Origin of the sequence: Streptomyces sp. NPDC006339 (assembly GCF_040612775.1) — a bacterium.
Lineage (GTDB): Bacteria > Actinomycetota > Actinomycetes > Streptomycetales > Streptomycetaceae > Streptomyces.
The window spans coordinates 13,044-39,506 of record NZ_JBEXQW010000023.1; the positions used below are offsets into that span (position 1 = coordinate 13,044).

Below are 26,463 nucleotides of genomic sequence, written 5' to 3' on the forward strand. Positions count from 1 at the left end.
GGCTGCTCGGGAGGCGGATCGCCGGGTACCTGGTGGAGGAGGAGGTCGGGCGGGGCGGCATGGCGGTCGTCTACCGGGCCCGCGACCTGCGGCTCGACCGGGTCGTGGCGTTGAAGCTGCTCGCTCCCGAACTGGCCCGCAACGACACCTTCCGCAGGCGTTTCGCGCACGAGTCGAGGGTGGCCGCGGCCATCGACCACCCGCACATCGTGCCGGTCTTCGAGGCCGGCGAGACGGAGGGCGTGCTGTACATCGCGATGCGGTACGTGCCGGGTCAGGACCTGCGGGCGCTGCTCGACCGCGAGGGCCCGCTGGAGCCGGTGACGGCCGGGCGGATCGCCGTACAGGTGGCCTCGGCGCTGGACGCGGCGCACGCGCACGACCTGGTGCACCGGGATGTGAAGCCCGGCAACATCCTGGTGGCGGAGGGCACCGACCGGGACCACCCGGAGCACGTGTACCTCACGGACTTCGGTCTGACGAAGAAGTCGCTGTCGCTGACCGGGTTCACGTCGGTGGGACAGTTCGTGGGGACCCTGGACTACGTGGCACCGGAGCAGATCTCCGGCAAGCCGGTGGACGGCCGGTGCGACGTCTACAGCCTCGGCTGTGTGGTCTTCGAGACGCTGGCCGGAGTGCCGCCGTTCCGCAGGGACGACGACATGGCGCTGCTGTGGGCGCATCAGTACGATCCGCCGCCCCCGCTGTCCGAAGAGCGGGCGGGGCTGCCGGAGGCGGCGGACGCGGTGCTGGCGAAGGCCCTGGCGAAGGTGCCGGAGGAGCGCTACGGGACGTGTCTGGAGTTCGTCGCGGAGCTGCGGGCGGCCCTGGAGCGGGGGGTGCGGGGCGCGCGGGCGGCGGAGGCGCCGGGCGACAGCGGCCGGTGGCCGACCGGCCCGCCGCCCGAGCCGCCGTCGTGGGCGCGGCCGGTGTTCCGGGGGATGGCCTGACGGACGGGCGGTGCGCCTCTGAGGGGCACGGGAGCCGCACGGGCGGGCACGGTTCGGTCCAGTTCAGGGCCCTGTCGGCCCGTGCCCGGTCAGGCGGTGCCCTGTAGGTCCGGGCCTGGTCAGGCGGGCCGGGTCGGCGGCCGCGGGCGGTGCCCTGTCGGTCCGGGCCCTGCCGGCCCGTACACGGTCAGGCCGTGCCCTGTCGGTCCGTGCCTCCGGGCCGTTCCGTCGTCTCCACCTCGCCCCGTCGGTGGACGCGGGTGGCGAGGAGGCCGCCGAGGAATCCGGCCACCAGACCCCACAGCAGGCCGAGGCCGACCGTCTTCCAGACGTGGGGGATCAGGAGCACCTCCGCGCCGAGCGCCTCCAGGTCGCCGATGCCGAGGATCGACAGGCCGAAGCGGGCCTCGACGAAGGTGAGGGGGATGACGACCAGCAGGGTGGCGGCGAAGGCGAGGCCGAGGTGGAGGGCGTGCCGCCAGAGCGGGACGCGGGCGGGTGAGCGGGCGGCCATGACGAAGCCGGCGGCGAGCGTGAGCACGGCGGCGACCGGGAGCAGCCACCAGGCGCGCCCGTCCTGGGCGGCGAGGGTGGACAGGTCGACGGTCGACAGTTGTCGGCCTCCGTCGCCGCCGCGCAGCACGCCGTCGAGGATCTGGGGCATGGGGAGGCCGAACGGGCCTTCGGCCCGGCCCTCCCAGGAGCCGCCGATGCCGACGCCGAGGGCGAGCCAGCTCACGTTGGGCAGGCCGAGCAGCAGCACCGCGAGGGTCTCGGCCGCGTGCCCCTTGGTGGCGGCGACGACCAGGCCGATGACGAGACCGACGGCCACGTACGCGAGGAGCAGGAGCAGCATCGCGGAGGCGGCGGGCCGGACGGCCTGGTGGTGGCGGACGAGGCGGGGCGGCAGCGGGGTGCGCCGGGAGACGAGCAGGGCGACGACGAGGACGCCGAGGATCCACAGCAGGCCGTAGAAGAGCGTGGGGCCGACGTCGGTGCGGAAGCCGACGCTGGGGTTCGTGGCGTCGAGGAGGTCCTTGAAGAGGTCGCCGAGGTCGCCGGTCTCCTCGGTGGTGGTGCCGCCGCCGAGGGTGATCGGGAAGTCGTGGCGGGCGAGGGCGGAGAGGCCGCCGAGCGCGGCCAGCCAGAGGACGACGGTCGGCACGGCGAGGGTGAGCAGGTCACCCGCGCGGGCGACGGCGTGGTGCCGCAGGGGGAGCAGGAACACGCTTCCGGTGACGAGTGCGCCCACCAGGGTGACGGTGAGCGGCATGGCGGTCAGTTGGGCCTGGGTGCCGGCCAGTGCTCCGGCCTCGCCGGAGAGCCCGATCCGGCCGCCCGTGGCCATGACGACGACGGCGGCGAGGACGGCGACGAAGGCGCCGGCGCCGCCCGGGAGGTCGGTCGCGCCCGCGGCCCAGAGGCCGAGGGCGGCGGTGACGCCCATCGCGAGGAAGCCCGCGACGACGGCGGCGAGGGCCGCCGCGAGGTGGCGGGCGAGCCGGCCGGAGGCGCCGGTGGGGGCGGTGCGGCCGGGTGGGGTGGGGAGCCGATTGCTCACTCTGCCCACGCTAGTACCGGTGGGTGCGGTCCGCTTGCGGGCGACACCGAGTCGGAGCACACAATGGGCGCGGAACGGAAGAAAGGGAAAAACGTGACTTCCCACCCGCCGTCCGACCGGCCCTCGGTACCTCCCACCGGCCCGCCCTCGGGTCCCCTCTCGGGGCCCGGTTCGCGTCCCGGCCAGGTCGGCCCCCCACCCCCGCCCGGCCCACCGCACGGCAGTACGCGCAGCGACCGGGGCGGCCCCGGCGGCCCCGGCGGCCCCGGCGAGGGCGGGGGCGGTGGCGGTGGCGGTGGCGGGGGCGGGGGTGACGGCCGGGGAGGCGGCCCGTCCGGCGGTGCCGGCGGGGGTCCCTGGTGGCGCTCCGTCCCCAAGGTGGCCTCGCTGACCGCCATCGTGGTGGCGGCCGTCGCGCTCGTCGTGGTCCTGACCCAGCGGGGCGGTGGCGGGGCCGGTGACCAGGCCGGCGCGGGAGGCGGCGAGGTCTTCCTGCAGAACACCTCGGCGAGCGGCCCCGATCCCTTCACCCGCTCCACGGCCCGCGCGGAAGGCGCGTCCCCCGCGCCGCCCGCGCTGCCCAGCGCCTCCGGCGCGGACGCCAACGCCCGGCGCGGCGTGTCGGGTGCGACGCCCGGGCTGTACGGCGGCACGCACCGGATCGCGAGCTGTGACGTCGAGCAGCAGATCCGCTTCCTCGCCGACGAGCCCGCCAAGAACGCGGCCTTCGCCTCGGTGATCGGCCTCAAGGCGACCGAAGTCCCCGGCTACCTGCGCTCCCTGACGCCTCTTCAGCTACGGCTGGACACCCGGGTCACCAACCACGGTTTCCGGGGCGGCTCGCCCGTGCCGTACCAGGCGGTGCTCCAGGCCGGTACGGCGGTCATGGTCGACGACCACGGCGTGCCGCGGGTGCGCTGCGCGTGCGGCAACCCGCTGACGCCGCCGATCGCCCAGAAGGAGCCGAAGCAGGTCGGCGCGGCGTGGCCCGGCTACCGGACCGGCAATGTCGTGGTCGTGCAGCCGTCCGTGACGGTCATCAAGGTCTTCGTGATCCACGACCCGCGCACGGACCGCTGGGTCGCCCGCGAGTCGGGCGACACGGGGCACGGGGACAAGCACACCACTCCCCCGCCGCCCCCGTCCCCCTCGCCGTCGACCTCTCCCCCGAGCTCGCCGCCGACCTCGCCGAGTTCGCCGGCCTCGCCCGACTCACCCGTCTCGCCGAAGGCACCGGTGCCGTGCGTGTCGGTCACGGGCGGGGAGCCGCCGGCGCCCGTCGACGGTGTCACGCCCCCGCCGTGTCCCTCCCCGCCGGACTCGCCGACCACCCCGGCGCCGCCCGACTCGCCTTCCACCCCCGCCGATTCGGACCCGGGGTCCGCGTCGGCGCCGACGACGGAGACGTCGGGACCGGGTCCTGAGTCGCAGCCGGCCTCGGGTCTGACGTCGAGCGGGTCGTCGGAGTCGGACGGGCCGTCGGTTCCGGGTTCGCCCGGTCAGCCGCTGATCTGAGAGCGCGGAGCGCGGGCCCCCGGCGGGGCTCCATGGCGTGGGCGGGGACGCCGAAGCGACCGCAGCATGTGGATCCAATATCCGATATCCACGGGTGCGGCGATCCTCTCTTCGGTGCGCCGCTGCCACATCCTTTCGTCCCGATCCGTGATGTGTCCGGACATGTTCTGTGCTCCTCTCCCGGTCCGCCTGGTTCGACACCAGGCCAATGAGGGGAGTCTGTAGCCTTATTGGCCTGGACAGCACAGCCAATGAGGAGTGATTGGCATGGCAGAGGGTCGCGTGGTCCGTACCGTGGTCTCCGTGTCGGACCGCATGGTGAGCGGCCGGCAGCTCGCGGCGCTCCTGACGCCGCCGGCCGAGGGCCGCTTCGGCTACCGGGAGCTGGCCCGGGCGGTGCGGCAGGCACTGCTCGACGGGCGGGTCGCACTCCGGATGCGGCTGCCCGCCGAGCGGGAGCTGGCCGTGGCGCTCGGGGTGAGCCGGACGACCGTCACCGCCGCCTACGACCTGCTGCGGGAGAGCGGCTACGCGCACAGCCGGCAGGGCGCCGGTACGTGGACGGCGCTGCCCGAGGGCCAGACGCCGATCGGTCCCGCCGCCCTCCAGGGCGACTCCGAGTCGGTCATCGACCTGGCGTTCGCCGCGCCCGAGGCGCCGGCCGACGTGCTGGCGCAGGCGCTGGCCGAGGCCGCCGCCGAGCTGCCCCGTTACGCGGCGACGCAGGGCTACCACCCGTACGGGCTCCCCGCACTGCGGGCCGCCGTCGCCGACCGGTACACGGCCCGCGGCCTGCCGACCCGGCCCGAGCAGATCCTCGTCACCACCGGCGCCCAGCAGGCCCTGTCGCTGGCGCTCGCGCTGCTCGGCGGGCCCGGGGACCGGGTGCTCGCCGAGAACCCCTCGTACGCCAACGCGCTGGACGCCATGCGCGGCCGGCGGCTGCGGATCACGCCCGTGCCGGTGACCGAGAGCGGCTGGGACAGCGGGCTCGTCGACGCGGCGCTGCGGCAGACCGCGCCGCGGCTCGCCTACCTCATCCCCGACTTCCACAACCCGACCGGCCGTCTGATGCCCGACGAGCAGCGGCGGGAGGTGGCCCTGGCGGCGCGGGCCACCGGGACCTGGCTGGTGGTGGACGAGACCCTGGCCGACATCGCCCTGGACGTGCCGGCGCCGCGGCCCTTCGCGGCCTCGGCCGGTCCGGCCACCGGGGAGCAGATCATCAGCGTCGGCTCGCTCAGCAAGAGCTGCTGGGGCGGGCTTCGGGTGGGCTGGGTGCGGGCGTCCTCGCGGGTGGTGACCGAGCTGGCCCGGATCCGGGTCACTCATGACCTGGCCGGTTCGGTCCTCGACCAGCTCGTCGCCGTCGCGCTCACGGACCGGATCGACCCGCTGCTGCCGGGGCGGGCGGCCGAGCTGCGGCGGCGGCGCGAGGCCCTGGTGACGGCGCTCGCCCGGCACGTGCCGGAGTGGCACTGGACGCTGCCGCCGGGCGGGCTGTGCCTGTGGATCGACCTGGGCCGGCCGGTCGCCTCCCAGCTCGCGGCGCACGCCCTGCGGCACGGTGTGCGGGTGGAGGGCGGCGCCCGGTTCGGGGTGGACCCGGGCACGCACGAGCACCGGCTGCGCATCCCGTACACCCTGCCGGCCGAGGCGTACGAGACGGCGGCCGAGCGGCTCGCGGCGGCCCTGGACGGGGCTCCCGCGCGGATCGCCGATCCGGGTCTGCCGGACTGGGTGGCGTGAGGCCGGGCCCGGGGGCCACGTTCACGGTCCGCCGGGACGCCGCGCACCGATAATCGGATGCCCCGGGCAACGGTGCTGTGTACGGTCGGAACAGTGGAACCATTGACCGACAAACAGATCCGCGCGTCCTTCGTCAACTGCTCGAAGGGCGACGCGTCCCGTATGAAGCTGCCGCTCGACTTCGCCGAGCTGCCCTGGGAGGACCTGGACTTCCTGGGCTGGGTCGACCCGGGCGCCCCGTTGCGCGCCCATCTCGTCGTCCCGCGCGCGCAGGGCCCGGTGGGCATCACCCTGCGGGTGCCGGCCGTCGGCCGGACCAGCGCCGTGAAGTCCAGCATGTGCCAGATCTGCCTGACCTCCCACGCCTCCTCGGGCGTGACCCTGCTGGCGGCGCCGCTGGCCGGCGCCCGCGGCCGTGAGGGCAACACGGTCGGCACGTACGTGTGCGCCGACCTCGCCTGCCCGCTGTACGTCCGCGGCAAGCGGCAGCCCAAGCTGCGCGGGCCGCGTCACCAGGAGTCGCTGAGTCTGGACGAGCAGATCGACCGGATGATGGGCAACCTGAACGCCTTCGTGGACCGGGTGACGGCCGGGTGAGGACCGTACGGCGGCCGGCCGCCGGCCCTGCGGTCGGCGGCCGGTCGTGCGACGGCCGTTCGTGGGACGGCCGTTCGTGGGACGGCCGTCACCCGAGGCGGGTCAGCGGAATGCCTGCTCGCCGGTGAGCGCCTTGCCGATGACCAGGGAGTGCACCTCGCTGGTGCCCTCGTAGGTGAGGACCGACTCCAGGTTGTTGGCGTGGCGCATCACCGGGTATTCCAGGGTGATGCCGTTCGCGCCGAGGATGGTGCGGCACTCGCGGGCGACGGCGATGGCCTCGCGGACGTTGTTGAGCTTGCCCACGCTGATCTGCTCGGGGGTCAGCGTGCCGGCGTCCTTGAGGCGGCCGAGGTGGAGGGCGAGCAGCATGCCCTTGCCGAGCTCCAGCGACATGTCGGCGAGCTTCTGCTGCGTCAACTGGTAGGAGGAGAGCGGCCGGGTGAAGACCGTTCGGTCGGCGGCGTAGGAGATCGCCGTCTCCAGGCAGTCGCGGGCGGCGCCGAGGGCGCCGAAGACGATGCCGAAGCGGGCCTCGTTGAGGCAGCCGAGCGGGCCGGACAGGCCGCGCGCCTCGGGGAGCATGGCGTCGGCGGGCAGCCGCACGTCCTCCAGGACCAGTTCGCTGGTGACGCTGGCGCGCAGGGAGAGCTTCTGCTTGATCTCCGGTGCGCTGAAGCCGGGGGTTCCGGCCGGGACGACGAAGCCGCGGACGCCGTCCTCGGTGCGGGCCCAGACGACGGCCACATCGGCGACGGAGCCGTTGGTGATCCACATCTTCGTGCCGTTGAGCACCCAGTCGGAGCCGTCGCGCTTGGCGTTCGTACGCATGGCGCCCGGGTCGGAGCCGGCGTCGGGCTCGGTCAGGCCGAAGCAGCCGATGTACTCGCCGGCCGCCATGCCGGGCAGCCACTGCCGCTTCTGCTCCTCGGAGCCGTACTTCCAGATCGCGTACATGGCGAGCGAGCCCTGCACGGAGACGAGGGAGCGCAGGCCGGAGTCGACGGCCTCCAGCTCCATGCAGGCGAGGCCGTACGCCACGGCGTTGGTGCCCGCGCAGCCGTAGCCCTCCAGGTGCATGCCGAGGACGCCGAGTCCGCCGAGCGTGCGGGCGAGTTCGCGGGCGGGGATCTCACCGCGCTCGAACCACTCGGCGACGTGCGGGCGCAGTTCACGGTCGGCGAGGGCCCGGACGGTACGGCGGATCTCCCGCTCCTCGTCGGTGAGCAGTCCGTCGATCGCGAGCAGATCGAGGGGGTGGACGGGCGCGGACTGCGACGAACGCGACGGCTGCGGCGACGACTTCACGAACGGCCTCCTGGCGACTGGGGCAACGCGGCGTGCCGAAGCGTAGCCCCAGATTGGATATTGGATCCAGTATTGAATATCCGATCTCCGGTGCGTACGGTCCGCTTGGATCCGATCAAAGGAGAGCGGCATGGACGCGCAGCAGCCGGAGGCGGCCACGGCGGGCGCCCTGTCCGGGATCGTCGTCGCGGACTTCGGCCGGGTGCTGGCCGGCCCGTACATGACGATGCTCCTCGCGGACCTGGGCGCCGAGGTCGTGAAGATCGAACGCCCCGGCTCCGGCGACGACACCCGCGCCTGGGGTCCGCCGTTCGCCGACGGGCAGGCCACCTACTTCCTCGGCGTGAACCGCAACAAGCGTTCCGTGGCGCTCGATCTGACCGACCCGGCCGACCTGGCGACGGCGCGGGCGATCGTGGACCGCGCCGACGTGCTCGTGGAGAACTTCCGCCCCGGCACCATGGACCGGCTCGGCCTCGGATACGAGCAGGTCCGGGCCGGCAATCCGGGCCTCGTCTACTGCTCCGTGACCGGGTTCGGCTCGGCCGAGGGCGCCGCCCTGCCGGGTTACGACCTGCTCGTGCAGGCGATGGGCGGCCTGATGAGCGTCACCGGCGAGCCGGAGGGACCGGGCACCAAGGCGGGCGTCGCCCTGGTCGACGTCATCACCGGCCTCCACGCGGGCATGGGCGTGCTCGCCGCGCTGCGCCACCGCGAACGCACCGGCGAGGGCCAGCGCCTGGAGGTGTCGCTCCTCGGCTCGCTGCTCTCCGCGCTGACCAACCAGGCCGCCGCCCACCTCGCCGCGGGGGTCGTCCCGCGCGCCCTGGGCAACCGGCACCCCAGCATCTCCCCGTACGAGGTGTTCGAGGCGAGCGACCGCCCCCTCGTGCTCGCCGTCGGCAACGACCGTCAGTTCCGCACCCTGTGCGCGCGGATCGGCCGTCCGGGGCTCGCCGAGGACCCCCGGTTCGCCACCAACAGCGCCCGGGTGGCCCACCGGGACGAGCTGGTCGCGGCGCTCGCCGGGCCGCTCGCCGGGCGCACCGCCGACGCCTGGTTCGAGGAGCTCACCGCGGCCGGGGTGCCCTGCGGCCCCATCAACGACCTCGCCGGCGCCTTCGCGCTCGCCGACCGACTGGGCCTGAACCCCCGCGTCCCGGCCGAGGCCGCCGGACCGGGTCAGGTCGCCCATCCGATCGCGTTCGGCGCGACCCCGGCCGCCTACCGCTCCGCGCCGCCGCGCCTGGGCGAGCACACCGACGAGGTGCTGGCCGAGCTGGGGCTGTCCACCGGGGTTGTCCACAGGCCGCGACCGCCCGTCACCGGCGCGTAGGAAGATGAACGCCAAGCAGTCGAGGGAAGGGGCACAGCCATGACCAGCACGGTGGAGAGGCGGCGGCCGGGGACGGCCCAGCAGTTCGTCCTGGAGGAACTGCGACGCGCCATCACCACCGGGGAGTTGCGGCCGGGCGACCCGATCCGGCAGGACACCCTGGCGGCCCGCCTCGACGTCAGCCGGGTGCCGCTGCGCGAGGCGCTGAAGGCGCTGGAGGCGGAGGGCCTGGTGGTGCACCACGTCCACCGGGGCTATTTCGTCGCCGAGTTGTCCCTGGCCGACCTGGAGGAGATCTACCGGATCCGCCGGCTCCTGGAGACGGAGGCGGTCCGCGCGGCCCTGCGCCGGATGCCGGACGGCCTGATCCGCTCGCTGGAGCGCAGCCAGGCGGACGTGGAGCGGGCCGCCGCCACGGGGGACGTGACGGCGATGGCCGAGGCCAACCGCCGCTTCCACTTCGCCCTCGTGGAGGCTTCGGGCATGCCGCGCCTGGTGCGTCTGATCACCACGCTGTGGGACGCCACCGACGCGTACCGCGCGCTGTACTACGCCCAGGACCCGCACCGTCAGGCAGCCGTCCGCGAGCACCGGGCGGTCATCTCGGCCGTCACCCAGTCCGACGAGGCCGCCGCCGTGCGCTGGCTCGACGAACACCGCGACCACGCGGTCGCCGCGCTGCGGGAGGTCCTCGACCTGGAGTGACGCGCGCACCCCGTCGGCGCCGGGGAGCCCGGCGTGCGGCACGGGGCGGGCAGCCCGATCGCCGGCGACACCGGCCCGGCCGACGACGGGGGGCGCGGGGCCCCGGGCGGGCGACCGGGCACCCGAGCACGCGGGCCTCACCGGAGACCGGCCGGTCCCATGTGCTGCTGTACCCCGGAAGCGGGTCCGGCGACGCGCCGGGCGGATCGGACTCCGGCGCGCCCGGGGACACGGCCGAGGACGCGGCCGGGACGCGGCCGTCGCCCGGTGCGAACCGGCCTCGCGGGCGCCGCATTGTCGGGCGGCGGGGTGAAGCGCGCGGTGGAGGCGCGCGGCGCGGCCGCCTGCGGCACGTTCCTCCCGCCGAGCCTGCCCGGCCGGCCCCGTACCGGGCCGCGCGCGGCGCGTGCGCCCGCCGGTACGCCGTACGGGAGCCGACCGCCCTTTCCGGTGCGGCCCGACGGCCGTCCCCGGGCGCGGCCGGCCGCCTCCGACACGGCGGCCCCCGACCCCGTACCGCACGGGCGCCTCCCGGGGAGTGAGAGGCGCGGGGGGAACAGGGTCCGGACGCCCTGCGCCGACGTCTTTCCGTCCTGCCCCCGGCCTCGGGTCCCGCCCCTCGGCTCTTCGGCCGGCCTCCGTGAGAGATCATGGACAAAGGAGCCGAGAAGGGACGGACCAACGATGAGGCACCGCAGTGTCGCCGACCTCATGACACCGACCGCGGTCGCGGTGCAGCCGGGCACTCCGTTCAAGGAGATCGCCCGGCTGCTCGACGAGTACGGCATCACCGCCGTTCCGGTGGTCGACGAGGACAACCGGCCGGTGGGCGTCGTCTCCGAGGCGGACCTGCTGCGGCGGCACACCGACAAGGACGGCCCCAGCACCGCCGAGGCCATGATGTCGAGCCCGGTGGTCGTCGCGCGCCCGTCCTGGACGGCCGTGGAGGCGGCGCGGCTCATGGAGCGGCACCGGGTGAAGCGGCTGCCGGTGGTCGACGCGGACGGCCGGCTGATCGGCGTCCTGAGCCGCAGCGACCTTCTCCAGCTCTTCCTGCGCCGCGACCGGGCCATCCAGGAGGAGATCCTGGAGGACGTCGTCACCCGCATCCTGGGCCTCTCCCCCGCCTCCCTGCACATCGACGTGGCCGAGGGCCGGGTGACGCTGAGCGGCACGCTGCCGCGCCGGCGCCTCGCGCCGATCTTCGTCCGGCTCTGCGAGGACGTGGACGGCGTGGTGGAGGTCGTCGACCGGCTCGTGTACGAGGACGAAGCCGAGGACCGGGGCGACGGCGGCGGCGACGCCGCCATCGAGGACAGGCCCGGCGCCGGAGTGTGACCGGACGGGCCGAACGAGCGGCCCGGGGGCCCGACCCGTGCGGACGGCCCGGGCCCGCCGGTGCGGGCGGCACCGGCGGGCCCGGGGCCGACGGGGTGGGTCGTGGGGTCGGTCGACGGGCGGCCGACGGGTGAGGGGCGACGGGCGGGTCGGCGGGCGGTCGGCTACTGGACCGCCTCCGGCCAGCCGTACCCGGGTCCGGTGCGCCGCGGCACGGTGTCGGCGCCGGCGGCCTCCATCTCCCGGTTGGCCTCCCTCATCAGTTGTCCGGCCAGATCCTTCATGGCCCTGCCGGCGGCGAGTTCGTCACCGATCACCGGCACGTCCACGTCCGCCGGGTTGCACCGGGCGCTGCCGTGACCGGTCAGGGTCGACGTACCGGTGTCCAGGCGCGCCTCCGCCTTGGTCCTGCCGTCCTCCTCGACCAGGTCCACGCCGACCTTCCACTCCAGGTGTCGTGTCATGGTCTGCCTCCTCGTGCCCGCGGCCACGCGGAAGCGCCGCGCGGCCCTTCTCCCTTCAGCATCCCGCCACCGGCCGTCCGGCGCCACGCGGTGATCGGGGCCGTCTGGGCGGGCGACCGGTCCGCCACGGATACTGCTGGGGCGGCCGCGCCCGGCCGGGACGGCCGCGCCGCACAACCTCACCTGGAGGTGTTCATGCGCATGTTGATCAATGTTCCGGAGACCGTGGTCGCGGACGCGCTGCGCGGGATGGCCGCCGCGCATCCCGAGCTGACGGTGGACGTGGAGCAGCGGGTCGTGCTGCGGCGCGACGCGCCGGTGGCCGGTCAGGTGGCCCTGGTGTCGGGCGGCGGGTCGGGGCACGAGCCGTTGCACGCCGGGTTCGTCGGTCCGGGCATGCTCGCCGCGGCCTGTCCCGGCGAGGTGTTCACCTCTCCGGTGCCCGACCAGATGGTGCGCGCGGCGGCCGCGGTGGACAGCGGCGCCGGTGTGCTGTTCGTGGTGAAGAACTACACGGGTGACGTCCTCAACTTCGAGATGGCGGCCGAGCTGGCGGAGGACGAGGGCATCCAGATCGCGAAGGTGCTCGTCGACGACGACGTGGCGGTGACCGACAGCCTGTACACGGCCGGGCGGCGCGGCACCGGAGCCACCCTGTTCGTGGAGAAGATCGCGGGCGCGGCGGCCGAGGAGGGCGCGCCGCTGGAGCGGGTCGAGGCGATCGCGCGGCGGGTGAACGAGCGCTCGCGGAGCTTCGGGGTGGCGCTGAGCGCCTGCACGACCCCCGCGAAGGGTTCGCCCACCTTCGATCTTCCGGCGGGCGAGCTGGAGCTGGGCATCGGGATCCACGGGGAGCCGGGCCGTGAGCGGCGCCCGATGATGACCTCCGGGGAGATCGCGGACGTCGCCGTGGACGCGGTCCTCGACGACCTGCGGCCGAGGGGTCCGGTGCTCGCCCTGGTGAACGGGATGGGGGCGACCCCGCTGCTCGAACTGTACGGGTTCAACGCGGAGGTGCAGCGGGTGCTGGGCGAGCGGGGGGTGTCGGTCGCCCGGACCCTCGTCGGCAACTACGTCACCTCGTTGGACATGGCGGGCTGCTCGGTGACGCTGTGCGAGGCGGACGAGGAGCTGCTGCGGCTGTGGGACGCGCCGGTGCGGACGCCCGCGCTGCGCTGGGGCCGGTGAGGGACATGGGTGCGGTGGATATGGGTGCGATGGGGACGGGCGCGGTGGGGATGGGTGCGGTGAGGACGGGTGAGCGGGAAGGCGTGAGGGGAGAGTGACCGGAGTGACGGCGGAGACGAACGGGTCGGAGCATGGAGCGGAGTACGGGGCCGAGGTCTTCCGGGACTGGATGACGGCGGCGGCCTCGGCCGTGGAGCGGGAGGCGGACCGGCTGACGGAGCTGGACTCGGCGATCGGCGACGCCGACCACGGGGCCAATCTGAAGCGCGGTTTCGCGGCGGTGACGGCGGTCCTGGAGAAGGAGTCGCCGACGACACCGGGGGCGGTGCTCACCACCGCCGGGCGGCAGCTCGTCTCCACGGTGGGCGGGGCGTCCGGGCCGCTGTACGGGACGCTGCTGCGCCGCACCGGCAAGGCGCTGGGTGATGCCGAGCGGGTCTCGCGGGCCACCCTCGCCGAGGCCCTGACGGCCGGGGTGGCGGCGGTGGCGCAGCTCGGCGGGGCGCAGCCGGGCGACAAGACGATGCTGGACGCGCTCGTGCCCGCGGCGGACGCGCTCGCCACCTCGTTCGCGGCGGCCCGGGAGGCCGCGGAGGCGGGTGCGCTGGCGACCGTGCCGATGCGGGCGCGCAAGGGGCGGGCGAGTTATCTCGGCGAGCGGTCCGTGGGGCACCAGGATCCGGGCGCCACCTCGTCGGCGCTGCTGCTCGCGGCGCTCGCGGAGGTGACGGCATGACGGCCCGGGTGGGGATCGTGCTGGTGTCGCACAGCGCGGCGGTGGCGGCGGCGGTGGCCGAGCTGGCGCGGGGGCTGGCGGGCGGCGGTGACACGGCGCCGGTCCGGCCGGCCGGCGGGACGCCGGACGGCGGTCTGGGCACCAGTGCCGAGCTGATCACCGAGGCGGCGAAGGCCGTGGACGAGGGGGCCGGGGTCGCGCTCCTGGTGGACCTGGGCAGCGCGGTGCTGACGGTGAAGGCGCTGCTCGCGGAGGGCGACGAGCTGCCGGAGGGCGCCCGCCTGGTGGACGCGCCGTTCGTGGAGGGCGCTGTGGCGGCGCTGGTGACGGCGACGGCCGGGGGCGATCTGGACGCGGTGACGGCGGCGGCCTCGGAGGCGTACGCGTACCGCAAGGAGTGAGGCCGGCTCCCCCGCGACGAGGGGCCGCCCCGGGAGGACCGGGCGGCCCCTCGTTGTGGTGTCGGGCACATCACCCCTCCCCCGTTGTGCAACTTGTTGCACAAACCTCGGCGCGTCGCCTACAACAGTCGGTGACGACCCCGCGCGAGGAGGCACCCGATGGTCCCGAACACCCCGTATCCGCATCTGCTCAGCCCGCTGGACCTCGGGTTCACCACCCTGCCCAACCGGGTGCTCATGGGATCCATGCACGTCGGCCTCGAGGAGGCCGAGCACGGATTCGAGCGGATGGCCGCCTTCTACGCGGAGCGCGCCCGCGGCGGGGTCGGCCTGATCGTCACCGGCGGCATCTCGCCCAACGAGGCGGGCCGCCCCTGGGACGGCGGCGCCAAGCTGACCACCGCCGAGGAGGTCGCCGAGCACCGTGTGATCACCGACGCCGTGCATGCCGAGGGCGGCCGGATCGCGATGCAGATCCTGCACTTCGGCCGCTACGCCTACCACCCCGCCCTGGTCGCCCCGAGCCCGATCCAGGCGCCGATCAGCCCCTTCCCGCCGAACGAGCTGACCGACGCCGAGGTCGAGCAGACGGTCGAGGACTACGCCCGCTGCGCCGAGCTCGCCAAGGAGGCCGGCTACGACGGCGTCGAGGTGATGGGCTCCGAGGGCTACCTGATCAACGAGTTCATCGCCTCCGCCACCAACCGGCGCACCGACCGCTGGGGCGGCTCGTACGAGAACCGGGTGCGCTTCCCGCTGGAGATCGTCCGCCGGATCCGCGAGCGGGTCGGCGAGGACTTCATCCTGATCTACCGGCTCTCCATGCTGGACCTGGTCCCGGGCGGCTCCACCCTGGAGGAGGTCGTCGCCCTCGCCAAGGAGATCGAGGCGGCCGGGGCCACGATCATCAACACGGGCATCGGCTGGCACGAGGCCCGCATCCCCACCATCGCCACCTCCGTGCCGCGCGGCGCCTACACCTGGGTGACGAAGCGGCTGATGGGCGCGGTGTCGGTGCCGCTGGTCACCAGCAACCGCATCAACACCCCCGAGGTCGCCGAGGCGCTCCTCGCCGAGGGCCGCGCCGACATGGTCTCCATGGCCCGCCCCTTCCTCGCCGACCCGGACTTCGTGGCGAAGGCCGCCGCCGACCGCGCCGAGACCATCAACACCTGCATCGGCTGCAACCAGGCGTGCCTGGACCACACCTTCAGCCTCAAGATCACCTCCTGCCTGGTGAACCCGCGGGCCTGCCACGAGACCGAACTGGTCCTCTCCCCCACCCGCCGCGCCAAGCGCGTCGCCGTCGTCGGCGCCGGCCCGGCCGGCCTCGCCTGCGCCGTGTCGGCGGCCGAACGCGGCCACGCGGTGACGCTGTTCGACGCCGCGGCCGAGATCGGCGGCCAGCTCAACGTCGCCAAGCAGGTGCCGGGCAAGGAGGAGTTCGACGAGACCCTGCGCTACTTCCGGGTCCAGCTCGCCGAGCGCGGCGTCGAGCTCCGCCTGAACACCTGGGTCACGGCGGCCGACCTGGACGGCTACGACGAGGTCGTCGTCGCCACCGGCGTGACCCCCCGCACCCCCGGCATCGAGGGCGTCGACCACCCGAGCGTGGTCGGCTACCTGGACGTGCTGCGCGACCGCGTGCCGGTCGGCGAGCGGGTCGCGATCCTCGGCGCCGGCGGCATCGGCTTCGACGTGGCCGAGTTCCTCACGGACGGCGGCGAGGGCGCGAGCCAGGACCCGGAGACGTACTTCCGGCAGTGGGGCGTCGACACCTCCTACGCCTCCCGGGGCGGCCTGCGCGCTCCCGAGCGGCCCCGTCCGCCGCGCCAGGTCCACCTGCTCCAGCGCAAGACCACCAAGGTCGGCGCGGGCCTCGGCAAGACCACCGGCTGGATCCACCGCACCGAGCTGAAGCACCGGGGCGTCACCATGGTCGCGGGAGCGTCGTACGACCGCATCGACGACGAGGGCCTGCACCTCACCGTCGACGGCGAGCCGCAGGTGCTCCCGGTCGACACCGTGGTGCTGTGCACGGGCCAGGAGCCGCGCCGCGGTCTGTACGAGGAGCTGATCGCCGCGGGCCGCACGGCGCACCTGATCGGCGGCGCGGACGTGGCCGCCGAGCTGGACGCCAAGCGGGCCATCGACCAGGGCACGCGGCTGGCCGCCGCCCTGTGAGCCGGCGGACCCGATGAGCGCCCCGACCGGCCGAACCTAGGATGCGTCCATGTCCCTCCCGCACGCGATCCTCACGGCGCTGCTCGAGAAGCCGTCCTCCGGCCTCGAACTGACCCGCCGGTTCGACCGGTCGATCGGCTACTTCTGGTCGTCCACGCACCAGCAGATCTACCGCGAGCTCGGGAAGCTGGAGCAGGCGGGGTACATCCGCGCCCTGCCCGCGCCCGTCCCCGCGCGCGGGCAGAAGAAGGAGTACGAGGTGCTCCCGGCCGGCCGCGCCGAGCTGGCGGCCTGGGTGGACACCGCCGAGGATCCCAAGCCGCTGCGCTCGGCACTGCTGCTGCGGATGCGCGCGGCGGCCGTGGTCGGCGGCCGGGGCCTGCGCGCCGAGCTGGAGCGTCATCTCGGGCTGCACCGGCGGCAGTTGCAGGAATACCTGGAGATCGAGGAGCGGGACTTCCCGCCGGAGCGCCGCACGGCGGAGCCGGACCGGCTGCGGCACCTGGTGCTGCGCGGCGGGATCGACCTGGAACGGTTCTGGGTGCAGTGGCTGACGGCGGCGCTGGACGAGCTCGGCACGGCGGAGGAGGACTGATCCCGTCCGCCCACTTCCGGACTTTTGTTAATGGGAATCGTTTTCATGTAACGTGGCCGCCACGTCCCGACGATGGAGGTCCGTTTCCCATGGCCGTACCCAAGCGGAAGATGTCCCGCTCCAACACCCGCCACCGCCGCGCCCAGTGGAAGGCGACCACGCCCCAGCTCGTCCCGATCACGGTCGACGGCGTCGTGTACCGCGTCCCGCAGCGCCTGGCCAAGGCGTACGAGCGCGGCCTGCTGCGCCCCGAGGGCTGACGGCCGTGACGGACACGGCGACGCCGACTCCGGACCCGAGGCTGCCGGTCACCGTCCTGTCCGGCTTCCTCGGGGCCGGTAAGACCACTCTGCTCAACCACGTCCTGGCCAACCGGGACGGACTGCGCGTCGCCGTGATCGTCAACGACATGAGCGAGATCAACATCGACGCGGCTCTGGTGCGCGGCGGGGCCGCGGAGCTCTCGCGCACCGAGGAGCGCCTGGTCGAGATGACCAACGGCTGCATCTGCTGCACCTTGCGCGACGACCTCCTGGAGGAGGTCGACCGGCTCGCCCGCGAGGGGCGCTTCGACCACCTCCTCATCGAGTCCAGCGGCATCTCCGAACCGATGCCGGTGGCCGCGACCTTCGCGTCCCCGCGCGACGACGGCGCCACCCTGGGCGACCTCGCCCGGCTCGACACCATGGTGACCGTCGTCGACGCGGCGAACCTGCTGCCGGAATTCGACGGCGGCGACGGCCTCGCCGAGCGCGGCCTCGCCCCGTACGAGGACGACGAGCGGACCGTGAGCGATCTGCTCGTGGACCAGATCGAGTTCGCCGACGTGCTCGTGCTCAACAAGCTGGACCTCGTCGACGAGGCGGAGGCGGCGCGACTGCGGGCCGTGCTGGCGCGGCTCAACCCCGCCGCCCGGATCGTGGACGCCACCCACGGCCGGCTGCGGCCCGCCGAGGTGCTCGGCACCGGGCTCTTCGACCTGGACCGGGCACAGCAGGCGCCCGGCTGGGTCAAGGAGCTCAACGGCGACCACGTGCCCGAGACCGAGGAGTACGGCATCTCCTCGCTCGTCTACCGCGCGCCGCGCGCCTTCCATCCCGGGCGGCTGTGGCGGTTCGTCACCGAGGAGATGGACGGCGGCGCCCACGGCCGGATCCTGCGCTCCAAGGGCTTCTTCCGGCTCGCCGGACGCGACGCGGTGACGGGCCTGTGGTCCCAGGCCGGCGCCGTGGCCCGCTTCGAGCCCTCGGGAGTGCGCGACGCACATGACCAGGGGCCCGGCCACGCCCAGGAGCTGGTGTTCATCGGCACGGGCCTGCGCCCCGACGCCCTGCGCGCCGCGCTCGACCGCTGCCTCGTGGCCGACGGGGAGACGGGCCCGTGGCAGGACCCGTTCCCCGCGTGGGCCGTCCACGGCCTCGACGACACCTGCGCACACGAGCACGCTTCCGGCTCCTGGCACCGCCCCGAGGTCGGCGCCGAGCACGAGCACGCGTCCGGCTCCGAGGGCACCCCCGGGCACCAGCACCCCCACGCGCCCGCCCCGGCCTGAGCGCCGGTCTCCGCGCCGGCGCCTGGGCGGTCCGGCGCGGAGAGGACCGGACCGCCCGCCCGGTACCCGTAGCGCTACGCGGCTGCCGCCCTGCGCCACGCCGCGTCCCGCAGCAGACGCAGGCCGTTCAGGCCGACCAGGACGGTCGAGCCCTCGTGGCCGGCGACGCCCAGGGGGAGGGGGAGGTGGCCGAGGAGGTCCCAGATGACGAGGGCGCCGATGCAGACGCCGGCGATCACCAGGTTCTGGACGACCAGGCGGCGGGCGCGGCGGGAGAGGGCGATGACGGCGGGGAGGGCGGTGAGTTCGTCGCGGACGACGACCGCGTCCGCGGTCTCCAGGGCGAGGTCGGAGCCCGCCCGGCCCATGGCCACGCCCGTGTGCGCGGCGGCCAGGGCGGGCGCGTCGTTGACGCCGTCGCCGACCATCAGGACGCGGCCGCCGGCCGCCTCCCACTCCCGTACGGCGTTCGCCTTGTCCTGCGGGAGGAGGTCCGACCGTACGTCGGTGATGCCGGCCTCCTCCGCGACGCGGGCGGCCGCGCCCGCGTTGTCCCCGGTCAGGAGGGTGGGGCCGGTGCCGGTCAGGCGGGTGAGGGCGGCGACGGCCTCGGGGGCGCCGTCGCGCAGCCGGTCGGAGAACTCCAGGACGGCGGCCCGGTCCCCGTCGACGAGGACCTCGACGGCGGTGTCCGTGTGCTCGCCGGCCGCCCGGCGGACCGTCACCTCCCGGCCCTGGACCCGGGCCCGGACGCCCGTGCCCGGCACCGAGGAGAAGTCGGTGGCCTCGGGGACGGCGAGGCCGCGGGCGCGGGCCTCCGCCACGACGGCGCGGGCGAGCGGGTGTTCGCTCGGGAGCTCCGCCGCGGCGGCGAGCGCGAGGGCTTCGGGGTCGCCGTGCACGGCGGTGACGCGCGGCGTGCCCTCGGTGAGGGTGCCGGTCTTGTCGAGGGCGACGCGGTCGACGGTGCCGAGCCGTTCCATGACGACGGCGGACTTCACAAGCACGCCGTGGCGTCCGGCGGTGGCGATGGCGGACAGCAGCGGCGGCATGGTGGCGAGGACGACCGCGCAGGGCGAGGCCACGATCATGAAGGTCATGGCCCGCAGCAGGGTCTCGGTGAAGTCCGCGCCGAACGCGAGCGGGACGGCGAACAGGGCGAGGGTGGCGACCACCACGCCGACGGAATAGCGCTGTTCGACCTTCTCGATGAAGAGCTGGGTGGGCGCCTTGGTGGCGCTCGCCTCCTCGACGAGGGCGACGATCCGGGCCAGGACGGTCGCGCCGGCCTCCTTGTCGACGCGTACGCGCAGCGCGCCGGCGCCGTTGAGGGTGCCGGCCCAGACCTCGTCGCCGGGAGCCTTGGGCGCGGGCAGGGGTTCGCCGGTGATGGTGGCCTGGTCGACGTCGCTCGTGCCGGCGAGGACGGTGCCGTCCGCGGGCAGCCGCTCCCCGGGCCGTACGAGGACGGTGTCGCCGACCGCGAGGGAGGCGGCGGCCACGGTCTCCTCGCCGGCCGAGGTGAGGCGGACGGCCGTCGCGGGGGCGAGGTCGAGCAGGCCGCGGACGGAGTCGGCGGTGCGGCGGGTGGCGAGTGCTTCGAGGGCGCCCGAGACGGCGAAGATGACGATGAGCAGGCCGCCGTCGAGGAACTGCCCGATGGCGGCGGCGCCGAGGGCTGCCACGACCATCAGCAGGTCCACGTCGAGGGTCCGCTCGCGCAGCGCCCGGAGCCCGGCGAGTCCGGGCTCCCAGCCGCCCGCGGCGTAACACACCGCGTAGAGCGGTCCCCACGCCCAACTGGGCGCTCCGGCCAGGTCGAGCGGAAAGGCGCAGAGGAAGGCGAGGGCGGACAGCGCGGCCCAGCGGACCTCGGGCAGGTCGGTGACGCGGGCCCGGCGCGCGGGGGGCGGCGGGGCCGGCAGCGGGGGTGCCGCGGGGGTGTGGAGTGCCGGGGAAGCCATGGGCACAGCCTTTCGGGATACCGGGGAGGGAGGGCGCGGGCATGCGGAGCCGCGCCGGCCCCACCACCATAGCGGAACATATGAAGAGATCTTCATCCGTTGACCGGAAGTCGCCGCTACGATGAGCACATGGGACACGGAGCGACAGGCCGGGCGACAGGCCGCACGACCGCGGCGACGCATCTCGACGCGGAGTCCGCGGCCACCATCGCCGAGACTCTCCAGGCCCTGGCCACCCCGTCCCGCCTGATGATCCTCACGAAGCTCCGTCAGGGCCCCTGCGGCGTGACCGAGCTCGCCGCCGCCGTGGAGATGGAGCAGTCCGCCGTCTCCCACCAGCTCCGGCTGCTGCGCGCGCTCGGCCTGGTCACCGGAGTCCGCCAGGGGCGCCGGATCGAGTACAGCCTCTACGACAACCACGTCGCCCAACTCCTCGACGAGGCCGTCTACCACATCGAGCACCTGCGTCTCGGCACCCGCGACGCGCCCCGCGCGGCCGTGGATACTGGTCAGTCCTAGACCACGAGGATCCACGGGGGTGGGTCCGCCACGCGAAAGGGCGAGGATGGCCGACGAGTTGGGGCCCCGCAGGACACGTCATGCGGTGGTCATCGGGGGGAGCCTCGCGGGTCTGCTGGCCGCGCGGGTGCTGAGCGAGCACGCCGAGCGGGTCACGGTCGTCGAGCGTGACCGCTACCCGGAGGAGGCGGACGCGCGCCCCGGCGTCCCGCAGGGCCGGCACCTCCACGTACTGATCGAGGGCGGGCAGCGGGCGCTCGACGACCTGCTGCCGGGCTTCATGGACGAGCTGCACGCGCTCGGCGCGCCCAAGGTCGGCGTTCCGCAGGACATGGTCCAGTGGCAGAGCGGCAAGTGGTTCGCCCGCACGCCGGCCACCGCGTACTTCTACACCGGCCCGCGCGACCAGCTCGAATGGCTGGTGCGCAAGCGCGTGTTCGCCGATCCGCGGATCGAGCGCGTCGAGGGCCACGAGGCGGTGGGACTGCTCGGCGACGCCTCCCGGGTGCGCGGGGTGCTGCTGCGCGAGCGCGGCGCGGGCGCGCCCAAGGAGCCGCGCCCCCTGGAGGCCGACCTGGTCGTGGACGCCTCCGGCCGTTCCACCCGGGCGGCCGACTGGCTGGCCGGGATCGGCGCCGAGGCCCCGCACGAGGAGACCCTCGACACCGGCCTCGCCTACGCGACCCGGGTCTACCGCTCCCCCGCCGACGACCCCTCGGTCGACGCGGTCGGGTACTACGTGGTGCCCAACCCCGCGCAGGTGTACGCCGGTGTGGTGCTGCCGCTCGGCGACGGCCGGCACCTGGTCACGCTCTCGGGTCTGCGCGACGACCAGCCGCCCACCGACGAGGCGCTGTTCGAGGAGTACGCGCGCAAGCTGCCGCACCCGGTGGTCGGGGACTGGATCGCCAAGGCCGAGCCGATGTCGCCGGTCTACGGCTTCCGCAAGACCGCCAACATCCGCCGCCGGTACGACCGTCCGGGCCGCCGCCCGGCCGGCTTCCTCGCCACCGGTGACGCCCTGTGCGCCTTCAACCCGATCTACGGGCAGGGCATGGCCGTCGCCGCCATGAGCGCCGTGGCCCTGCGGAAGGCCCTCGCGGATCCGAAGCGGACCCCGACCACGCGGCGGGTGCAGCGGGCGCTGCTCGACGCCTCGAAGCAGGCATGGGACATCTCGGCGGGCGCCGACAAGAAGATGCCGGGTGCCATGGGCGACGCGGCGCGGTCCGGCCCGCTGGACAAGGCGACGGGCTGGTACCTGCGCCGGGTGCAGGAGCGGGCCGCGGGCAACCCGGTGGTGGGCGCGCCGTTCCGCGCGGCGCTGACCCTGACGGCTCCGCTGAGCGTGCTGTTCGCGCCGGCAGTGGCCCGTCAGGTGCTGTTCGGGCCGGTGCCGCCGACCCCGGTCGAGCCTCCGTTGCGCCGAGGCCGGGCGTAGGGCCCGCGGGTACGGCTCCTGCCGGTCCGCTCGCGCCCGACGGTGACGGTGCAAGGACGCTGACGGTGGTGACGTCGGTTCGGGGCCGGGCTCACACGCCCGGGGCCGCCGCCACCACCCCGGCCGCGATGGCCGCGCTCAGGGCCGCGTAGTCGTCGGCGTTCTGGGCCGCGTAGCGCAGGGCGAAGTCGGCGACGGCCCGGTCGAAGACGTCGGAGGAGCCGAGGTAGCCGGCGATCGCGATCCGGTCTCCGGAGCGGGCGTGGGCCCGGGCGAGCGCGCGACCGCACAGCCGGGCGTAGCCGCGGAGCGTGGCCGGGGACATGGTCTCGACCTCGGCCGAGCCCTTCATGTCCCGCAACTGGCGCCAGTAGAAGTGCCGTTGCTCGGGACCGGTCATCCAGCCCAGGAAGATGTCCCCGGCGGCCTGGAGGAGCCGCTGACCGCACACCACCCGGCGGCCCTGGTGGGTGTGGGCGCTGGGCGCGAGATAGGGCTCCAGGACCGAGTGTCCGGCCTCCTTGACCTGGAGGAAGAGGGGGTCGCCGTCGTCGCGGCCCTCCAGGAGGATGACGAAGCAGCGGGTGCCGACGCTGCCGACGCCGACGGCCTTGCGGGCGGCGTCGACGAAGCGGAAGCGGTCGAGCAGCAGCCTGCGCTCCTCGGTGAGGGAGCTGCGGTAGTCGTTGAAGATCTTGCCGAGCGTGACCCGGTCTACCTCGGGGGGCCGCTCCAGGAGCGGTGGGTCGTCGACGAAGTGCCGGCCCGAGGCGTCCTTCACGGTGAGCTTGCCGAGGGCCTGGAGACCGGTGCGGCGGCGGGCGTGGGCGAGCCGCTTCTCGAAGCGGGCCCGGTTCGCCCCGCGCACCAGACCGGCCACCTCGTCGGCGGCGATCCGCTCGTACCAGACGTCCAGTTCGCCGAGCCCGGCCAGGCGGCGCATGGTCCTGCGGTACGACTCGGTGGCGACCACGGCGGCCCGGTGGGCCTTGGCCTTGGTGGTGCCGTTCTGGAGGGCGGCGACCGCGACGGAGGCGGCGAGCCGTTTCACGTCCCACTCGAAGGGCCCGGGGAGCGTCTCGTCGAAGTCGTCGACGTCGAAGAGAAGCGTCCGTTCGGGTGATGCGTAGAGGCCGAAGTTGAGCAGGTGGGCGTCGCCGCACAACTGGACGGTGAGTCCGGTGTGGCGCTGGGCGCCGAGGTCGGCGGCCATCACGGCGGCGGCGCCGCGCAGGAAGGCGAAGGGCGAGACGGCCATCCGGCCGTAGCGGACCGGCACGAGCTCCGGGAGCCGGTCGACGGCCTGACGCTCCAGGACGGTGATCGGGTCGGGGCGCTGCGAGGAGGGTATCCAGCGGCCGTGCGAGGAGCGGGGGACCTGCTTGCGGGCCGCTTTGCCCTTCTCGGCCCGTTCGGACGGTGTCGTCATCGGGCACACCCACCTCCTCCACCGTCACCGCCCCCCACCGTTCCGGTGCGATCCATTACACGGCGCGGTGCTCGTTTCGGCCACTCTCACCGACGGGACTTCCCGAATGGTTTAGACCAATGATAGGAATTGATCACCCATACGGGTCGAGCGGTCACACCGCGCAATGGTTCAAACGCGCACGTTCGACCCCGCACCACCGGTGTTCGCCCAGGCACGACAGAGAGGGGCCGAGACATGGCCGAGCCCGTTCCCGAGCAGGGGCCGAGCGGGGCGCTTCCGCTCTACCTCCGGGTCGCCCGCGCACTGCGGGACGACCTCATCCAGCACCGCATCTCCCCCGGCAGCAGGCTGCCTTCGGAGCGCCATCTGGCCCTGCGCTACCACGTCAACCGGCAGACCGTCCGCGCCGCGCTGCAACTCCTGCGCGAGGAACGGCTCGTGGTGACGGACCGGCGCGGCACCTTCGCCGCCGGCAGCGCGCACGAGCCGCCGGCTCCGGTGCCCGCCCCGCGCCCGCGGACCTTCCCCGGCGGGCCCAGGGCCGCCGACTCGCTGGTCCGCGCCGCGCTCTCCTGGGAGGCCCCGCCGATCGCCCTGGCCGGCCGGCTCCTCCTGGCGCCCGGGGAACCGACCCTGGTGCACCGCCATGTGGTGCTCACCCCGGCCGGCGCCTCCCTGCAGCGCTCGGTCACCTGGTTCTCGCGGCCCGCGCTGACGGAGATCCCGCAGCTCGCCCGCTACCGCCGGAGCACCGAGCGGTTCCGGCAGCCGGACCTGCGGCTGCTGTACCACTGGATGCACCAGGCGGGCCTGCGCACCACGCACCGGGAGTCGATCGGCGTCCCGGCCCACCCCGCGCACCCCGCGCAGCCAGCCACCGGCACTGACACGGCCACCGGCACCGGCACCGGCACCGGAGACGCGACGGCCGACGACGGAGCCCGGCTGAGCGTGCACCGCGTGGTGACCGACCAGCACGGGCACACCCTGGAGATCACCGACATCGACTTCGCGGCCCGCTCGGCCTCCTGGACCTACGAGTTCGGCGGCTGAGGCCACGGACGCGGCGAGGGCCTCCGTCCGGGCCCCCGCCGACCGCACCACCCGCCGTGCTAGGCCGTGTCTTTCGGATCTTGCCGGGCTCGCGGCGTCTGGCACGCACGCTCGCCGCGTTGTCGTCGGTCGCCGATGTCCCCCAGGCTTCGCCCGGGAGGTGCCCCCACCGCATGGACTCCCTCCTCCGCCTTGCGATCTTCCCCTAGGCCCTGCGGGCCTGGGGAGACCCCAAGCACCAGACGCCGCTCCCTGATCCGGCCTGATCCAAAAGACACGACCTAGACGATCCCCTCCGCGATCTCCGCCTCCTCGCGGGCACTGCCGTACGACTGCGGAGTGCCGTACGAGCGCCGGGCGACGTACCACCAGACGCTGGCCAGGGCCAGCACGACGGCCAGCGCGATCACCGCGTAGTTCATGGTGTCGACGGTGACCGGAGAGCGCTGCGGCAGGCAGAAGAGCACGGTGACGACGGCCACCCACACGACGGCGATCCAGCCGATCGGCCGGCTCCAGCGGCCCAGGTTCCAGGGGCCGGGGACGAAGTTCCGGCCCGCGCGCAGCCGCAGCAGGATCGGAATGGCGTACGCCGGGGTGATGCCGATGACGTTGATGGCGGTGACGGCCCCGTAGGCGGTGGCCGAGTACAGCGACGGCACGGCGAGCAGGGCGGCGACGGCCACCGAGAGCCAGACCGCCGGGACCGGGGTGTGGGTGCGGCTGCTGACCCGGCGCCAGAGGGCCGAGCCGGGCAGGGCGTTGTCGCGGCTGAACGCGAACACCATGCGGCTGGCGGCGGCGACCTCGGCGTTGCCACAGAAGAGCTGGGCCACGATGACCACGAGCAGCAGCGCCTTGGCGCCGCCGGCGCCGAGCGCGTCCAGGAGGATCTGGGCGGGCGGCACGCCGGTGGCGCTGGCCTGGGTGCCGGCGTAGTCCTGGATGGCGAAGGTGAGTCCGGCGAGCAGCGCGAAGCCGGCGATCCAGGAGACCCAGATGGAGCGGACGATGCCCTTGGCGGCGGCGACGGACGCGTTGGCGGTCTCCTCCGACAGGTGCGCGGAGGCGTCGTAGCCGGAGAAGGTGTACTGCGCGAGGAGCAGACCGATGGCCGCCACGTAGAGGGGGTTGCTCCAGCCGGTGTCGTTGACGAACTCGGTGAAGACGAAGCTCGCCGACTGGTGGTGGTCGGGGATCAGGGCGAGCGCGCCGACGATGAGGGCGACACCGCCCAGGTGCCACCAGACGCTGATCGAGTTGAGCACGCTCACCAGGCGGACGCCGTTGAGGTTGAGCACGGCGTGCACGAGCAGGATCACCAGGAAGATCAGGAAGGTCGACCCCGGGGTGGGGACGATGCCCCACTGGAGGTTGAGGAAGGCACCGGTGAAGAGGGCGGCGCCGTAGTCGATGCCGGCGATCGCGCCGAGCAGTCCGAGCAGATTCAGCCAGCCGGTGTACCAGCCCCAGCGACGGCCGCCGAGCCGGTCGGCCATGTAGTAGAGCGCGCCGGAGGTCGGGTAGGCGCTGGTGACCTCGGCGAGGGCGAGGCCGACGCACAGCACGAAGAGGCCGACGCCGGCCCAGCCCCAGAGCATGACGGCGGGCCCGCCGGTGCCCAGGCCGAAGCCGTAGAGCGTCATGCAGCCGGACAGGATGGAGATGACGGAGAAGCTGATGGCGAAGTTGCCGAAGCCGCCCATCCGGCGGGCGAGGACGGGCTGGTAGCCGAGCTCTCTGAGCCGGGCCTCCTCGTCCCGGGGGGCCGGTGGCGGCTTGCGTATCGCGTCGGTGGGAGCGGTGCGGGACATGCGTGCGTTCCTCCGGGGGAAGGGAAGGGGACGTACGGGGGACGAGAGGGAAAGGAAGCGA

At 74.3% G+C, this 26,463-nt stretch carries 23 protein-coding genes; 17 read left to right on the forward strand and 6 right to left on the reverse strand.

Annotated elements, in window-relative coordinates; translation table 11 throughout:
* Positions 1–2 precede the first annotated feature (2 nt).
* A complete protein-coding gene (locus tag ABZ135_RS19770) occupies positions 3–950 on the forward strand; it encodes a serine/threonine-protein kinase (protein ID WP_356697594.1) in 948 nt (315 codons plus the stop codon).
* Between the two features lie 187 nt (positions 951–1,137).
* On the opposite strand, the gene ABZ135_RS19775 is transcribed toward ABZ135_RS19770, so the two are convergent.
* Positions 1,138–2,520, reverse strand: coding sequence for a streptophobe family protein (locus tag ABZ135_RS19775; protein WP_356697443.1), 1,383 nt, complete (start codon positions 2,518–2,520; stop codon positions 1,138–1,140).
* Positions 2,521–2,889: 369 nt separating this feature from the next.
* On the opposite strand from ABZ135_RS19775, the gene ABZ135_RS19780 reads away from it, so the two are divergent.
* From ABZ135_RS19780 to ABZ135_RS19790, 3 genes are all read left to right on the forward strand, one after another.
* Positions 2,890–4,026: a DUF6777 domain-containing protein gene (locus ABZ135_RS19780; protein ID WP_356697445.1), complete on the forward strand. Its 1,137-nt coding sequence runs from the start codon at positions 2,890–2,892 to the stop codon at positions 4,024–4,026.
* 267 nt (positions 4,027–4,293) lie between these two features.
* Positions 4,294–5,775, forward strand: a complete 1,482-nt coding sequence (locus ABZ135_RS19785; RefSeq protein ID WP_356697447.1) for a PLP-dependent aminotransferase family protein — start codon at positions 4,294–4,296, stop codon at positions 5,773–5,775.
* A 93-nt stretch (positions 5,776–5,868) separates the two neighbouring features.
* A complete protein-coding gene (locus tag ABZ135_RS19790) occupies positions 5,869–6,372 on the forward strand; it encodes an FBP domain-containing protein (protein WP_356697449.1) in 504 nt (167 codons plus the stop codon).
* A 102-nt stretch (positions 6,373–6,474) separates the two neighbouring features.
* Here the strand turns inward: ABZ135_RS19790 and ABZ135_RS19795 are convergent, their stop codons facing one another.
* The gene (locus ABZ135_RS19795; RefSeq protein WP_356697451.1) at positions 6,475–7,680 is read right to left on the reverse strand and encodes an acyl-CoA dehydrogenase family protein; all 1,206 of its coding nucleotides are present in this window, start codon (positions 7,678–7,680) and stop codon (positions 6,475–6,477) included.
* Positions 7,681–7,810: 130 nt separating this feature from the next.
* Between ABZ135_RS19795 and ABZ135_RS19800 the strand changes: the two genes are divergently transcribed.
* The 3 genes from ABZ135_RS19800 to ABZ135_RS19810 all read left to right on the forward strand — a co-directional run bounded on the left by ABZ135_RS19800 (position 7,811) and on the right by ABZ135_RS19810 (position 11,059).
* The gene (locus tag ABZ135_RS19800; protein ID WP_356697453.1) at positions 7,811–9,016 is read left to right on the forward strand and encodes a CoA transferase; all 1,206 of its coding nucleotides are present in this window, start codon (positions 7,811–7,813) and stop codon (positions 9,014–9,016) included.
* A gap of 39 nt (positions 9,017–9,055) precedes the next feature.
* Positions 9,056–9,721, forward strand: coding sequence for a GntR family transcriptional regulator (locus ABZ135_RS19805; protein WP_356697455.1), 666 nt, complete (start codon positions 9,056–9,058; stop codon positions 9,719–9,721).
* A 684-nt stretch (positions 9,722–10,405) separates the two neighbouring features.
* Positions 10,406–11,059, forward strand: coding sequence for a CBS domain-containing protein (locus tag ABZ135_RS19810; protein WP_356697457.1), 654 nt, complete (start codon positions 10,406–10,408; stop codon positions 11,057–11,059).
* 164 nt (positions 11,060–11,223) lie between these two features.
* Here ABZ135_RS19810 and ABZ135_RS19815 read toward each other — a convergent pair whose 3' ends face one another.
* Positions 11,224–11,523 carry a DUF1876 domain-containing protein gene (locus ABZ135_RS19815; protein WP_356697459.1) on the reverse strand — a complete coding sequence of 100 codons (300 nt, stop codon included), beginning with the start codon at positions 11,521–11,523 and terminating at the stop codon, positions 11,224–11,226.
* Positions 11,524–11,718: 195 nt separating this feature from the next.
* Here ABZ135_RS19815 and dhaK point away from each other — a divergent pair, with 195 nt between their 5' ends.
* The 7 genes from dhaK to ABZ135_RS19850 all read left to right on the forward strand — a co-directional run bounded on the left by dhaK (position 11,719) and on the right by ABZ135_RS19850 (position 18,179).
* Positions 11,719–12,711 carry a dihydroxyacetone kinase subunit DhaK gene (gene dhaK, locus ABZ135_RS19820; protein ID WP_356697461.1) on the forward strand — a complete coding sequence of 331 codons (993 nt, stop codon included), beginning with the start codon at positions 11,719–11,721 and terminating at the stop codon, positions 12,709–12,711.
* A 169-nt stretch (positions 12,712–12,880) separates the two neighbouring features.
* A complete protein-coding gene (gene dhaL / locus ABZ135_RS19825; RefSeq protein WP_356697595.1) occupies positions 12,881–13,447 on the forward strand; it encodes a dihydroxyacetone kinase subunit DhaL in 567 nt (188 codons plus the stop codon).
* A complete protein-coding gene (locus tag ABZ135_RS19830; RefSeq protein ID WP_356697463.1) occupies positions 13,444–13,848 on the forward strand; it encodes a PTS fructose transporter subunit IIA in 405 nt (134 codons plus the stop codon). The genes dhaL and ABZ135_RS19830 overlap by 4 nt, the downstream gene beginning before the upstream one ends.
* Before the next feature lie 159 nt (positions 13,849–14,007).
* Entirely contained in the window at positions 14,008–16,032 is a 2,025-nt protein-coding gene (locus ABZ135_RS19835) for an NADPH-dependent 2,4-dienoyl-CoA reductase (protein ID WP_356697465.1), read from the forward strand.
* 49 nt (positions 16,033–16,081) lie between these two features.
* Complete coding sequence (locus ABZ135_RS19840; RefSeq protein ID WP_356697467.1) at positions 16,082–16,627, forward strand: helix-turn-helix transcriptional regulator; 546 nt, start codon at positions 16,082–16,084, stop codon at positions 16,625–16,627.
* A gap of 89 nt (positions 16,628–16,716) precedes the next feature.
* Positions 16,717–16,887 carry a 50S ribosomal protein L32 gene (rpmF, locus tag ABZ135_RS19845; RefSeq protein ID WP_137991083.1) on the forward strand — a complete coding sequence of 57 codons (171 nt, stop codon included), beginning with the start codon at positions 16,717–16,719 and terminating at the stop codon, positions 16,885–16,887.
* 5 nt (positions 16,888–16,892) lie between these two features.
* Positions 16,893–18,179 (forward strand): GTP-binding protein, encoded by a 1,287-nt coding sequence (locus ABZ135_RS19850; RefSeq protein ID WP_356697469.1) that lies wholly within the window; start codon positions 16,893–16,895, stop codon positions 18,177–18,179.
* A 74-nt stretch (positions 18,180–18,253) separates the two neighbouring features.
* On the opposite strand, the gene ABZ135_RS19855 is transcribed toward ABZ135_RS19850, so the two are convergent.
* Positions 18,254–20,143, reverse strand: coding sequence for a heavy metal translocating P-type ATPase (locus tag ABZ135_RS19855; protein ID WP_356697471.1), 1,890 nt, complete (start codon positions 20,141–20,143; stop codon positions 18,254–18,256).
* Positions 20,144–20,272: 129 nt separating this feature from the next.
* Between ABZ135_RS19855 and ABZ135_RS19860 the strand changes: the two genes are divergently transcribed.
* Together ABZ135_RS19860 and ABZ135_RS19865 are read left to right on the forward strand one after the other, a co-directional pair.
* A complete protein-coding gene (locus ABZ135_RS19860; RefSeq protein WP_356697473.1) occupies positions 20,273–20,662 on the forward strand; it encodes a metalloregulator ArsR/SmtB family transcription factor in 390 nt (129 codons plus the stop codon).
* Positions 20,663–20,708: 46 nt separating this feature from the next.
* Positions 20,709–22,103, forward strand: coding sequence for an FAD-dependent monooxygenase (locus tag ABZ135_RS19865; protein ID WP_356697475.1), 1,395 nt, complete (start codon positions 20,709–20,711; stop codon positions 22,101–22,103).
* 91 nt (positions 22,104–22,194) lie between these two features.
* Here ABZ135_RS19865 and ABZ135_RS19870 read toward each other — a convergent pair whose 3' ends face one another.
* The gene (locus ABZ135_RS19870; RefSeq protein ID WP_356697477.1) at positions 22,195–23,532 is read right to left on the reverse strand and encodes a DUF2252 domain-containing protein; all 1,338 of its coding nucleotides are present in this window, start codon (positions 23,530–23,532) and stop codon (positions 22,195–22,197) included.
* Positions 23,533–23,769: 237 nt separating this feature from the next.
* Between ABZ135_RS19870 and ABZ135_RS19875 the strand changes: the two genes are divergently transcribed.
* On the forward strand, positions 23,770–24,588 hold the full coding sequence (locus tag ABZ135_RS19875; protein ID WP_356697479.1) for a GntR family transcriptional regulator: 819 nt from the start codon (positions 23,770–23,772) through the stop codon (positions 24,586–24,588).
* A 281-nt stretch (positions 24,589–24,869) separates the two neighbouring features.
* Here ABZ135_RS19875 and ABZ135_RS19880 read toward each other — a convergent pair whose 3' ends face one another.
* On the reverse strand, positions 24,870–26,402 hold the full coding sequence (locus ABZ135_RS19880; protein WP_356697481.1) for an amino acid permease: 1,533 nt from the start codon (positions 26,400–26,402) through the stop codon (positions 24,870–24,872).
* Between the last annotated feature and the right edge of the window lie 61 nt (positions 26,403–26,463).